The sequence below is a fragment of the Methanogenium organophilum genome, from assembly GCF_026684035.1.
Taxonomy (GTDB): domain Archaea; phylum Halobacteriota; class Methanomicrobia; order Methanomicrobiales; family Methanomicrobiaceae; genus Methanogenium; species Methanogenium organophilum.
In genome coordinates this window covers 1,959,936-1,974,365 of record NZ_CP113361.1, presented here as the reverse complement: position 1 = coordinate 1,974,365, position 14,430 = coordinate 1,959,936, and the positions used below count along the sequence as shown (strand labels likewise).

General features: G+C 45.0%; 4 protein-coding genes. 1 reads left to right on the top strand and 3 read right to left on the bottom strand.

Going from position 1 to position 14,430, the window contains the following annotated elements:
- Positions 1–4 precede the first annotated feature (4 nt).
- Together OU421_RS09680 and OU421_RS09675 are read right to left on the bottom strand one after the other, a co-directional pair.
- A complete protein-coding gene (locus OU421_RS09680) occupies positions 5–3,814 on the bottom strand; it encodes a hypothetical protein (protein WP_268185896.1) in 3,810 nt (1,269 codons plus the stop codon).
- 26 nt (positions 3,815–3,840) lie between these two features.
- Positions 3,841–9,138 (bottom strand): S8 family serine peptidase, encoded by a 5,298-nt coding sequence (locus tag OU421_RS09675; RefSeq protein WP_268185895.1) that lies wholly within the window; start codon positions 9,136–9,138, stop codon positions 3,841–3,843.
- A 573-nt stretch (positions 9,139–9,711) separates the two neighbouring features.
- Between OU421_RS09675 and OU421_RS09670 the strand changes: the two genes are divergently transcribed.
- On the top strand, positions 9,712–10,959 hold the full coding sequence (locus tag OU421_RS09670) for a hypothetical protein (RefSeq protein WP_268185894.1): 1,248 nt from the start codon (positions 9,712–9,714) through the stop codon (positions 10,957–10,959).
- 1,103 nt (positions 10,960–12,062) lie between these two features.
- Here OU421_RS09670 and xerA read toward each other — a convergent pair.
- Entirely contained in the window at positions 12,063–12,980 is a 918-nt protein-coding gene (gene xerA / locus OU421_RS09665) for a site-specific tyrosine recombinase/integron integrase (RefSeq protein ID WP_268185893.1), read from the bottom strand.
- Between the last annotated feature and the right edge of the window lie 1,450 nt (positions 12,981–14,430).

Here is a 14,430-nt window from a genome sequence, read left to right as displayed (position 1 = left end):
GTGATCATCTCACTGAGTAGTATTCATCAAGATTACCCACAACTCTATGGAGAATGTAAAGTGCATCAGTCGAGTCAATTGTATGGGAGTCTCTGTCATAAACATCCGGATACCCATATGTTTCAAATCCATCCAGGTTGCCTACCACGAAATGAAGGATATATAATGCATCAGTTGAATCCACAAGTCCATCATTATATGCATCTCCCCATACATCGCCATCAAACTCCATTCCAATATAGTTGGTTCCCGAAGTTGTGTTATACACAACAAGTGTTGCATTTGTTGTGGTGTAGGTTCCACCAGGTCCATACACAAACGTACCCGGAGTTATCTCATACTCATCCGCTCCAAGCGCAACACCATTCAGCGTTACAACCGGGGCCGTAAAGAGATACCGCTGGGGGAACTGAAGTGCAACACCAAGTTCACCACCATCTCCCATCACTGAAACATTGTAGATTGTGGATTCAGCAACATTTGCATTAAGCTCACCCGGAACCTTTGCCACACCTGCAATACAGCCGGAACCGCCCTCTGCAAGAATCAGAACAGGTTCGTCCATCGACGATGGCAGGGTTACATTGTACACCGTTGTCTCACCATAATTAACCTCAACTGTGCCGTGCACATCCGGGTATCCTGTCTTTGTGACACTGAACTGGTAGGTGTCCTCCAAAAGACCGGTGAAATCATGCGATGACTGAACATTGACCGTGACACCATCAACCGTAATCGTGTCTGCAACAACCGGTGCATAATTCTCATCCTGAACATGGATGGTCACATTGCCTGTTCCTGTTACATTAAAGTCATGCCTGATATATGAGACATCACTGTCGTCATATAACGGAATGATCCTAACCGACATATTGAGCGTTCCATAATTTTCCGGAACAATTTCAAAGTTGTAGGAGTAGGCAGTGTCCTGTTCCCAGCTTTCGGGTTGGATGAAGATGGAGTCCTGTCCAATGGTTGCTGTACTGTTGAGTATTTCATAGGAAACATCAGCGCCGGTACTGTCAGTAATATCAGATGTGTTATCGAAGGTGAAGTCTGAAATCGGCACTTCAAGCATCGGGGAGTACAGATCATAGTCAGAGATAACACCAACGCTGACGGTTGCAGGTTCATCTACCTCCATCGGGGAGGGAACAGAGTCAACCGTCAGAGAGAAATCTCCAACATCATACTCGGCTTCTGCAAGGATGTCGATATTTGTGTTAATCCGGGAAATTCCGACACTGCCATCGTCACCCTCCATCTGGATGGTGCCTGAACCGCTGATAGTGTTGTCGATTTCATTGAGCGGTGCCCACTGGCTGTTCTCAACTGAGAGAACAATAGGTCCATCTCCTGATGTGAGCTGTGCTTCTACTTCATGTGATTTCACGATGCTGTAGCCATCACCGAAGATATCCCTGAACTCAGTGCCACTGCTCATCATTGCTGTCATCTGGTCCGAAGTAAGTGTGTACTCCTCACGCGGGTTGGTTGCATCCATGGTGAACGTGTACACCAGGTCTCCGTCAACAAATACATTCACGGTACCTGAAGAGCTTTCTTCTTCCTGGCATACTATGAGTGCATCAATTGCTGCCTGACTGGCCCAGGTGTATCCCCAGCTTCCACTGTTCTCATACGTATCAACGAGCCATGTGACACCATTTCTGATAGTTTCGTTATCATTTGCAACGCCTGTTGCATTCAGGGCAAGAATTGCATATGCTGTGCTCTCAGTTACGCGGCCTTTATTATACCATCCATAATAGGGAGCTGCAGGCCATGAACCATCATCATTCTGACTCCGTATAAGATATGCCGCAGCTCTCTCTTTTGCATCAGTGATTACCGGTTCGGTAACTGTACCGGATGGCAGACCAAAGGATTCCAGACCCCAGAGACCAAGTGCGGTTGCCATGGCTTTGTCACTGCCGGATGAGAACGAACCGTCATCAAATCCGCCACTAACCTGGTTTCCAATGACATAGCTGGTCGCGTTCTGCATGTTCTCTTCCATGTAACCCCGGTATGGCTGCTGCACGTCACTGGTCTGATTGATCATGTCATGGATGAGCATGATAAACGCCGTGTTGGACTCCTTTGTCCAGGCATGGCAGACAGGTGCACTCCAGGACCAGGTACCGGATGCCGGATTGTCAGGATTCTCGTGGAACCATTCAATGAGTTTCTCGAAATTCACAGTCCCAGTAGTAACAGTATTACCGGTAGAGACCTTTCCATCAAGCAGACTATTTAGGTCTTCACCCGTTTTGTTGATCTTGGCAAGTGTGTAGCTTGCATAAGAACTGGACGATGATTCAGAGTCGCCATATCCCCAGAGACTCCATCCGCCATCAGCATGCTGACCACGAAGTCCACCATTTACCAGCACGTCAATTCCGGCGCTGACAGACTCATTTGCCCGTTCACGGATTGTATCAAAATCACTAGGCCGATCTCCACGTTCAAGATAGTAGTTTTTCACATTGAGTGAGGCGAGCATCTTTGATGTCGTCTGTTCCACACAGCCATATGGGTACCCAACCAGATATCCAAGCCCGGAAAGGGTCCGTCCCTGTGCACCCGACTGGGCAACCAGTGTGGTGACATTGCTGTTGGTGTTGTTCGTATGGAGGGTGTTAAACTCCATCGTTACCGGTGTGTTCTCAGATGTAACTCTTGCTGAATTGACTGAAGTTACCTGTATTGAAGGGACAAAGATTGTAATGTCGCGGCCATTTACTGAATCGCTTTTCCCGTTTGCTGATATGGTGAACGTAAATTCATTTCCACTGAAAGTGCCTGGCTCAGTTGCCTTCATCCAGACTGAGAAATAATTCCATTCGCTGTTATAGAAATACCGGGTCTGGTTTTCATCACCCCATATTTCAAACGAATCCGGCGCATCAATATTGACGTTTACCTGACCTGCCTTATTTGCACTCACCCACGCATACGCAGAGAACCAGTTGTTCATCTGCACACGACCAGGGTTGCTGGCCTGCGCATCGGAGAAGCTCAGCTGGTAATCAATCGATGAAACGGTTTTTTCATCGGTTGGACTGCCCATAACTGCATCATCCGAGGTTACCGCAATTGATATCTGATATGTTCCCTCTTCTGCAGGAGTCCAGGAAATTTCTTCTGAAAAAGTGGCCCCCGGAAGGATGATAACATCAGTGTAGGTCACATTCTGTACAATACTCCCGCCTTTCACAACTGTCACATTGACATTCAAAGGAGAGGTATCGTAATTTCGCTGGTTTGCCACACTGGCGAGGATTACCATTTCCTGACCCACAGATACCTGCCTGTTAGGAAGACCGATGCGTGCATCTATGGTGCTTGAGACAATTGTGGTAATATTTCCATTTACAATCGTATCAACCGGGATCTCCTCACCTGATGTTGAGTTCAAGAATCCATAATCATTTACCGATATCGTAACGGGTGATACTTCGCCATTATCTCCGATTCCGGTGAATTCGAGATAGCACAAATCTGCACTCTCTGATACTCCTTCCAGCGTTGGATTCAGACCTGCGATATGTGCACTACCAGTCTGAAATGTGTAATTCATCGTTGGAAATGACTCGCTTGCAGTAACATCTGTCAAAGATACCAGCGAAGGAGACCAACTGATGGTGATATCATAGCTTCCCAGCTGCTGGACATCATCTACCCGCACCGCAAGTGGTGCGCTCTCTCCTTTGCCCAGTATTATATCTGAAGGATCAATAGAGAGCGTAGCCGCTGAAGCGGCACTACATAATACTGCAAAGCAGAGGAGGGCTGTAATACATAATTCCATGTTTTTCATCTTAACCACTCCTGAAATTAAGGTATGATATTGAAGTAATCATCCCTCAATTCCGCATTTTTCTGGGCGATAAACATTGCATCACCCACATCTACAAGGCTGTTCTCTGTGACATCTGTCTGTAAGAGGCGTGTACCAAATGTTGGTTTATCGGCATCAATACCAACCACCCATTTGAGCACTTTGAGGGTGTCTGCCTGATTCACGAACCCGTCATCATTTGCATCTCCATAGAGGAGGAGTGTTGCACTGCCATCGGTGACAGTGACAGGAATCGTAAATTCGTTTATATCCCAGAGTTCTGCCGACAGTTCAAGAGGTGTCTCATCACCACTGCTTCCACTGACATCTATTACGAGTGTTGCAACGGTTACATCTCCGCTTTCACTGCTCATTTGTGCACCATTAAAGATTACATAGCCTTCCTGAGCATGGTCCAGGTTTCCAATAAACCCGCCGACATCTCCGGAAAGCACGTCAGTAACTTCAATTACCGATGCGTTGTAGCTGAAATTCATCTGGAAAGCTGCAAGGCCAGTGACATTTTCCACAACGATTGGGAGTTCAATCTGTGAACCTGGAATCAACACTTCAGCCGGAGGCAGCACAATTGATGCTGGTGCGTGGGCATAGGATGTGAGTTCTCTTGTATCCCCATTGTTCGCGTATGACGTCTCATAGTCGGTCACATGACCGGGGTTGACTTCTGCAGTGATGGTATATTCTCCCACAGTAAGAGTTTCATTTTTCCAGATTGTGGTGGAATTACCCGGTCCAAGAGCAGCGATTGCAATGCCGGATTCGGCAGGTGACCCAGTGATGATATAATTCAGGGTTGTTGCGACACTTGGGACTTCACCGGCGTTTGTGACCTTCACACCAATTGGTGTTTCTCCGAACTGAGTCGTTGTTGTTGGTGCGATGATCTCTGTTACAAGATCGGGCGCCGTGATCCTCAGATTATGGTTATAGACATTGTTGTCGTAGCGGAGTTCATCAATTGTGCGTTCAGGATTGACAGTTACTTCCACAATTTTATCCTGTGGAAGACTGGTAGTCCCCGGGTCAATACCATAGGTTTCTGCAGACTCATCAACATTCAGGTAGAGTACCTCCTCTGTTTCCCCTTTGAGGATGTCATAAGGGTATTCTGTTGGGCTTGAATAGCTGCCTACTACTGCAGTTAATTTCACAGGTGAACTACTGTACACGAAATCAGCCGTCCCCACATTGGTAACTAACACGCTAAGATCATTAACCTTGACTGTGTCATCCCGGTTGATCTTCACCACATGCGGTGCATCCACACTCGGTACGAAATCAGGCAGTTCTCCCGCAACCGGCATGAAACAATCATACTCTGTGGCAATGAGCCTGTCATTGTGAATACAGATAATCTGGTAGTTCACTGAACTGTGAATGCCAAGGTCAAGCCGGTTTGCCTGTTCAGCAGACGTTGGTGCAGTAAATGTCAGAGTCACCTGACCACTGGCATCAGTATATCCTGTGTCGACCTGACTGTATGGGTCAGGGTAATCTCCCAGGTAGGTGTTGACATTCTCATATCGTGCATCCCGATAGATGCCATATGGATATAATGATCCCCCGGCAGCGCCCAGCCCCAAAAGAACCTTCGCTCCTGTTACCGGGTTACCATCGTGATCTGTAAGCGTGAACGTTACCGGTACGGATGTACCCTGGAGCACATCATCCATGATCTGATATGTCAGGTCATATGATGTGTCAGCGAATGTTGTGCCCGTATAATGAATGCTTCCTTCTACGGGGTTCAGCAGAATAAATTCTGCATCATAAGACCCATTTTCAGGAACTACCACAGATTTACTAACCGTTCCGTCAAACTGCACGGTTGAAGCATCGAATGTGCCCTCTGATGAGAAATATTCTCCCAGCTTATCGAAGGTGAACATCCCTTTTTCCTGAATGGATTCATCATCAGGGCCAGTGCTTGTAATGGTTATCGTACGGGTATCGCCCTCTGCATCAACCGAGATTTCGCGGCTTGCCGTATCCGGTATGATATAGGACCTATAAGACGGAGCAGACGGTTCAAGAGTAATGAGGTCTGCAGAGATCCTTGAATACAGAGTAGGGTAGTCGAACGGGTAAGCCCCTTCATAGGTATCATCAGATACATACAGCCCATCAGTCACCGCGAGATATTCATACCCGAGGTCACCTGTTTCACCGGGGGTCAGGGTAAACCCGCATGTACCGTCCGCAGCGGTTGTGGCATTCATCACTCCATCAGGAGTATAGAGATAGACCAGACGATCTGCTGCTGGTGTTACCACATACTCATTCGCAGATTCATCAAAGGTGTAAGAATAAACCGTAAAGCCAAGTGATGCCTCTGATGCCGGGATACTGCTATACGTTTCCTGATCCCATGTTGCCGACCAATCTGAGGATGTTTTTCGGATACTGGTCATTTCACCGAACGGAATCTCAAAAGAACTCTCAGTGGTGCTGTGACGTATCCAAGGTGTAATTTCACCATACACCAGAGCTGCATTCGTAGGTTCAACCCCAGTAAGCGGTGTTGTTACATACACCATTGCAAGATACGCATCTGCAGGCATGTCAAGAGAATAGACACCTATGCCATTTGCCATGGGGAACGTTTCTGAAAATTCGTTGACACCCATCCCCTGAATATCAGATCTTAGTTCATCCAGAGATGTAACTTCACCTCCAAGGATGGAATTACGTGTCTCTGTTGTAAGGGAATTGATCTCGGCTTCGCTAAATGTTACCACCGTGGCAGTAGCAGTCGTACTGGCAGAATTACCATGATGTCCTGATGTAATGACTGTACTTATATCAAGCGATGAACCAGGACTGCATATTGCTGTATCCGGATAGAATGACAATTCGTACCATATGTACTCCTCAGAAGCGACCTCCAGAGACCCTACATCAACTGTGTCAATAGTAATATCATACGTATCTTCTGCAACACCTGTTAATGCACCAAGGTTCACGTCAGTCGACACCACTCCTGCCACCGGGGAAATAGTTTCTGAGTAAATGTCTGTACTGTAGTTTCCAATTATCAGAGTTACATTATCGGTGTACGGCGCACCATCCGGATCCAAAAGCGGATACTTGATTTGTACAGTATCATCAGGTGTGGCTGTGTACCACTGCGAACTGAAAATAAAGTCTCCTACCACAGATTCTTCAGGCAATACCTGTTTGTAGAAACCCTGTTTAATCACATGTTCATTCCATGCAATGCTTAGTTCCACATAACTGTCCGCGTCATATCCGGATATGTCCAGAGAAGTCAGGACATTGCCAGACGAATCAGTGACTTCAGTCGAATTCACAAATACATAAGGCAGATCATAGTTTCTGACGGAGAACTCTATCTCTTCTCCTGCCATCGGCACGCCGCCTGTGACATTCCATGCGACTGCAGTAACAGGGAGTACATCCCCGTAAACACTGCTTTCTGACAATATTCCGCCAAAGAACTCGTAGATGACGCCGTCACCAGCCGGAGTGCCCCCAAGACCATCTGTTATGTTGACAGCTTCATAGGCGTCCACCCGTCCGGCACCATATGCACTGTTCATCACCATTGTGTCAAGGACAAGACCATTCTCGTCAAGGTGGACAGCAGAAGACATTAAAGCGTCCTTGACATCCGCTGAGGAAAGACTGCTGTTTCCTGCAAGCATCAGTGCTGCCGCCCCTGCCACCGCAGGCGTCGACATGGATGTGCCGTCCATGATTGCATATCCTCCATCCTTATATGAAGAGATAATGCCAACACCCGGAGCAACGACATCCGGTTTGATATATGGACTTAAAGAACCAACCGGACCCATACTGCTGAATGATGCACGGTAGTCCATCATATAGTCTGTAGCACCAACCGTGATGACATCCTCTGCCGTACCCGGTGTTCCAATAGTACCGAGACCATATTCACCACTGTTTCCGGCAGAGACAACAACAGTGACACCCTGTTCCATCAGGTTGTTCAGCGTATCGGAAGCAATATCCTGCCCATTGGACTGATAACAGACCGCCATCCGGATCTTATCAATATCAATACTCTCATTTCCATTGTTTGTCAGTGTCGCTTTCCAATTACCTGTCCATGCACCTGCATTGTCTGCATACGGTGCCTTGAAGTAGTAAATATTCGAGGGGGTGTCAAATCCAAGCCAGTCAATCACACTGCCTGTTGCAGTGCCATCGGTTGCATCAGTTACCACAAAGGTCAGGTTTCCACCACTAACAATCTCATCAATGGCAGAGCTTTCTGCATACACTGCACCAACAATAAACTGTGGCTCCCAGTTTGTGTTATAAGATGGAGCCGCTTCGATGAATACTTCAGCAGAAGAACTGGCATTAAGAGTACCGACAATCTTCTCAGAACTGAAATCGTCCTGCCACGGCCCCAAAAAACCTCCGAGACTCATGGAGATGACATCTGCCCCATTGACAACCGACCACTGTGCACCTTCCAGGATAACTGAAAAATCTCCGCTGCCTGCTGCATTGAGAACTTTCGCCCCCATCAGGTTTGCACCGGGTGCGACTCCCAGCGTCACATCAATTGTGTCACCGCCATATGTTGTTTCCACAACACCTCCGGCAGACGTGCCCGCACAGTGGGTGCCGTGACCATTGTCATCATATGGTGTCAACCCGTCACCGACGAAATCCGCCCAGGCAACAATCCGATCACCAAAGGCGGGATGGCCTCCATCGATTCCTGTGTCGATAATTGAGATATTGACTCCGGCTCCAATGTTTCCAGTATCCCATACTGTTGGAGCATCAATGAAATCTGCACTCCAGACCACGCCACCTTCATCTTTTGAGGCCACAATGTAATCAGGAGATACTTCATTCATTGTCTCGACTGTTGGGTCTGCGACCGTCACCGTGAAATCACGTTCGATATGATCCACGCCGGGCAGCGAAGCAAGCCTGTCCAAATCTGCCGGATATGCCTCCACACGAATGGCATTTACCAGCCAATAGGACTGTGCGGCCTCTGCCGCATAGGAATCTATTCCGGCAAGTGCACTCATTGCTGCATACTGCTCTGACGCAGCAGTCGCTTTCATGGTCTGTACAGACGTCGTCGCGGTTGGCTGATCACTCATGACCAGAAATACCGGGATACGTTCCCCACCACCCTCCTCGGGGGGGTTTACAATCGCAAATTTGTCAACTCCATCATCGTCAAATTGGGCTGCTGATGCACCCGCAATGAGAACAAATAATGTAATAGACAGAAAAATGCTTTTTTTAACCAACGATTCCATAAATCTACCTCTCAGTAAATACCATTCTCAATGATAGGAAAATATAATAAATTTGCCATCTCTGCACGATTTTTTTATATTGCATACCAGTAATGTTCATTTATACGATAGGAGTTTTAAACAATCCATATTATCCATCTAAATGGGTTTTTGCCAAAACAAAGGATTTTTTTTGCCATTTCCTCATAGTTTGAAGAGAAACATGCACTGCATAAAAGGATCCCAACATTAGAGATCCCGGACCAAAGCAATCGGTTATGAAAAATACTCACATATCTCTTTAAATTTCCAATTAGACCATTGCATGACGAATAAAAATAAGATACCTAAATTGCAGGATCTAATTCCTGCATTGCAGTAGTGATATACAATTAAATGCAATCCAAGGAAACTCAAAAGATACTCGGTTTAGGAAAAATCATATGAAATATATCCATTTTAATGTAATTTACCCATAAAATGTAGAAATATCCGGACAATAAATTACTATCGGCAAAAGGAACATTAGAGCCGAAAGAAACGCATGACAGCAATTTCATATCATATAACTGAATATATTTAATAGGTAATAACATGACACATAAAATCTTGATGCCATTCCTGTGCATTCTGTGTCTGGGATTTCTTGCAGGAGGCGTCCAGGCACTCTCGATAACTGCAGGGCCAGACCAGATTCAGGAAGGGGGAGAAATAACCGTAACAATACAGGGACTCGAAGACAGCAGCTCTTTTTCTATGCATATCGGTGCGGAAATTGCACCTGATGCCGACCAGGAGTTTGCATTCTCATCCAATAATCTCAATATGCCATTTACTCTCTCTGATACTACCGTCACACTTCAGGCGGAATCAGTTGTATGGGCAAACTTCAGATACCAGCAAGACCCTGAAAGCCCAACAAAAAGTCTCGGATTCTGGAGCGATGACCACCCGGCACCCGGCGGGATAATTAGTGATCAGGAAAGTTTAGGAAAGATAAACGAGGGCTCTGAGATATCCATGCTTGAAATCACTGGAAAAGCGATTGAAGATGCCGATCAGGTTTCCGTTTCGTTTGAGCTGGACGGTGTGAAATCAGGAGATGACGATTCATCAATTTCATACACGATTAATGATATGGAACAGGGAACCGTCAGCATTGTCGTATCTGTTGATGGAACTGAAGCACTTAATAAAAAGATCCAGGTAGGCGATGCACTCCCGACAGCAGTTCCAACAGAATCCCCATCAGGTAGCAGCGGCGACGATGATGATTATTCGGCAAATCCCACCGCAACCCCGGATACCGACCTCTCCACTGCTTCAAGTGATGGGCATGCAACACTCAATGCGCCGAGAGAGACGATTTCCGGAGCAGAAGTTGAAGATGTATTTATCATGAAAAACTCTCATCCAAAGGACATACCTGACGAATGGGATCTTATTTACGGGGCATACATCATATCTCCGGCATCACTCATATTCAGTGAACCGGCAGAATTTGCAATTACCGGCGATGAAGGAATGAAGACAAATGCACGGTTCATTGCTGAATACGATGGTGAAGAATGGACAATTCTCCCCACAGAACTGAAAGGAGACGCACTTGTTGCAGAAATATCAGAATCCGGTTCATATGCACTCATGACCTTTGGAGATACCGAATCCACACCTGAACCAACCGCATCTCAACAAACACCGGATACGACGGATGCAACCACAGTAACACCCACATCTCCGGAACCATCCGCCCCTATCCCCACAACATCGGGACTCCCTGTTTTTGCAGGGATAGTTACTGCTCTTGGTGCACTTCTGGTTGGTTTGAGGTTGAATAAGTAATTCATCCAATTCCCACTCTTTTTCAGAGAATTCATTTCGCCATTCTCTATTACCATATCTAAGCTGCTTTTTCTTAGACGAAACAATACACAATTATCTGTTGTTGGATTATTCAAACCGATATGTGGAGACAGATCACAATTATCCTAATTTTTAGCAAAATGCAAAATGAGCAATCAAAAGAAGGTCAAAACTACACATCTTCCGGCACTCCACTCTGGAAAAATACTTCCATACAAAATCACAGGACGGGTCGTTCTCAAACAGAGACAACTCACACATCCTCCCAAAAATCTAAAATAACAACCTCAATCATATTTTACAATAAATCGGTTTAGCTTATAATAGGCAAAATTTCGGGGAAATTTCCTATAAAAATAAAGAACAAAAACGTCCATTTTAACCCCCGATCCTCATTAATCTTGGGTATCAAAAAGGGACGAGTGAGGTGCTGGAAGCATAAGGATGCAGGAGAGAATAACTTCCCCCATGCCATGTGCTGGAAACATGCAAACAGGACGCTATAGACTGATTTTTCGTGTTTAACGGAGGGGATACGCCAGCTGCGAGGTATTTTAATGAATAGGAGAAGATCGAAAACCATAGCTGTCGGTTCACCACCCCTTCGTTTTATTCTTGCAACCTTTCCTCAGACCAAGGAGAGGCAAAATCTAAAGATTGCGGTCCAACGTGTTGATAATATCCAAATGAAACGGAAATCACCTTACTCAGAACAAAGATACTCCCAAAACTCATTCATATCAATCTCCAAAAAACGGGACAAACCGGATCTGCATGTTGCCTCAGGATAAATAAGCACATACCCCACCCACAAAATCTCCCAACAGCACGTCCAGCCCCCACTATTATACTGAATAAGGATTTTTGTCGCCACCGGATGGCGAATATCTGCCATTCTGGCCAATTATCACAATAAACCGTATTATGCTATTCTTATTTAGGAATGGCCAAAAATGCGCCCGCAAATTCGACACGTATTGAAATCCAATTGACACACCCATAGATATAGCATCATTTGGTTTATTGATGAGTATGGGTGGACACAACAATCAAATGTGAAACAAAAAAAGAATTGAAAATACCTAATCTTTCCGCGAAAGAGGGAAATATTGCTGATATACGGTCCTCCGCTCATCAACATCAGTATGCAGATAAATTTCCGTAGTCTGAATCGATGAATGACCAAGATTCTCCTGAACAACCCGGAGATTCTTTGATCTCCGATATAATTCAGAAGCATACGAATGGCGAATTTTATGTGGCGTAATCCCCTCAGGAGCCCATTGTTTGAAGATATGCTGCACAGTACGGGGCGACAGTGCATGCCCCATCTGCCCAACAAAGAGAGGGCCATCAATCCGCCCACCGGTAAACCGATCAATCTCATCAAGCGTCTCTTCATCAACAAATACAGTCCGTATTTTTCCCCCTTTTCCCAAAACCCGAATAGTATGATCATCAAAATCGATATCAGACAGCGTGATACCACACAGCTCAGAAACCCGAACCCCGGTAGCATATATCAGCCGAATAATCAGCCTGTCCCGGACATCCTCATCAGGAATAGACCCCAAAAGGCGCATCACCTGATTATGCTTGAGATATTTGATCTCCTTCTCCTTTATTCTGGGCCGGTCCACTGCCAGAAGAGGATTGGTTTCGATAGCGCCCTGCGCATACAGATACCGGTAAAATGACGACAGTGATGATATAATTCTCTGCAGGGTTGTGGCCTTGTAATCACGCAATGACGCCAAAAAGGCCAGAAAATCATCAATAATTATTGGAGTGGTATCAACCTCCGTATCAAGCCGGGCATGTGCCAGATCCTGCCAGTAGACCACTAATTTCCCCGCACCCTTTGTACGACTAATCCAAAGATAATATCCAAATTTTCGGATCACACGCCCATAACTTTCAATCGTCCCTGGCGAATAATTCCTCATTCTCAGGTGGTGCAGGAACCGGGGAAGCCACTCTGAAAAATAATCTCCCTGCATTGGTATTTCTTTGATTTAACCATTTATATGCTTTTTGCGCAGAATCTTCATTTCGCGCAAAAACTAACACCACAAGACACAGAGCAGAAAGATTACAGATTTGGGAGATAGATAATAAGCGCCAACCCCTAGATGCTGATGCAAACTGACTGAACCAACTCCAGGAGGGTCAGATCAGAAAAAAAAAATCCAGCAGGACACGAGTTACAAATTGTAACATATCTAATTCAGCCCTAAATTTCATTATATAGCCATATTTTGACCAAATTTCCCCATTATCAGAACATTCAAAAGAAGATCGCAAGCACCCACATCCGCCTTGTTACAAATAGTAACATATCCGAATATCCATATTTGTCACCCATTTCAACAGTCCAATCTCGGATAAAACCCATACAGTCCCCCGGATGTATCCCCAATAATTATGGAATGAAGACTGCCAAAAATGACCTGAAAAACTGTAAAAGCAATCCCAATAAAAGAAACAAAAAATAATTACGTATTTACCAATCAACAGAAGATATCGGGAAAAAAAGAGAGGACAACAACAAATACCAGCACCATCCACTCCCACTCACAAGGCAGGAAACAGCCACATAATGGCCCATATATTGCCACATTATCTTGCCGAGGATGAATTATACCTCTCAAAAATATGCAATTCAGAGCCATTTTATGAAAATCAATCACTCGATGATTATACCACACCTGCCCGAATGAATTGCACCCCAATATCCCATAAATATTGAAAACAAAGAAAACACATAGGAATTATGCGATAAAACCAGATCCCACAAATTCCCAATAGCCGATAATAACTCAGAAAATTCAATATTCCGTGCAAAATTGGAATAATTTGATACATCACAAGAGAAAATAACCTGCCGTTTTCACCCAAAAAATTTCACAATCTCAACAATATACGATATTTAATCAAGTGGCAAATCCCCGGGCTACAGACACAACCGTCAAAGAACAGGCCACGCACCATCAATGAAAAGAAGGAAATATTTGGACATAAATTATCAAAAATGACTCAATTATACGTTAAAAGAAGAATCCACCAGATTCATCATAATTTCCGGATATAAATATCTCCCCGATACATCTAGGAAACAGTACAAAATGCCATCACAAAATATACCAAGATATCAATTGGAGCCATTTATCTCAGCCAGATTTCAGAAATACCATTAGAGATCCTGTTTCTTAGAGAGAAAAACAGAGAATTTACCCCATGGCTGAAAACAAGATATGAGTTCTTAACTCGTGAAAAATCGCTCTTAAACAAAGATTAATACGTAGATTGGCCAATGCCGGTGAACTTTTCCTGATGTGTGCAGTGTACGTTTGTATCACAAAAAACTGAAAGAGACACAACATCCTCACATCCACCAAATATATTGGATTTTCACCAAAAAATGCACCAATATTACCCAGAAAACAAAAG

What these genes read in the sequence shown, in the direction of transcription:
- xerA (WP_268185893.1), bottom strand. Translation starts at nt 12,980, where the DNA reads ATGCAGGGAGATTATTTTTCAGAGTGGCTTCCCCGGTTCCTGCACCAC.
- OU421_RS09680 (WP_268185896.1), bottom strand. Translation starts at nt 3,814, where the DNA reads ATGGAATTATGTATTACAGCCCTCCTCTGCTTTGCAGTATTATGTAGT.
- OU421_RS09675 (WP_268185895.1), bottom strand. Translation starts at nt 9,138, where the DNA reads ATGGAATCGTTGGTTAAAAAAAGCATTTTTCTGTCTATTACATTATTT.
- OU421_RS09670 (WP_268185894.1), top strand. Translation starts at nt 9,712, where the DNA reads ATGACACATAAAATCTTGATGCCATTCCTGTGCATTCTGTGTCTGGGA.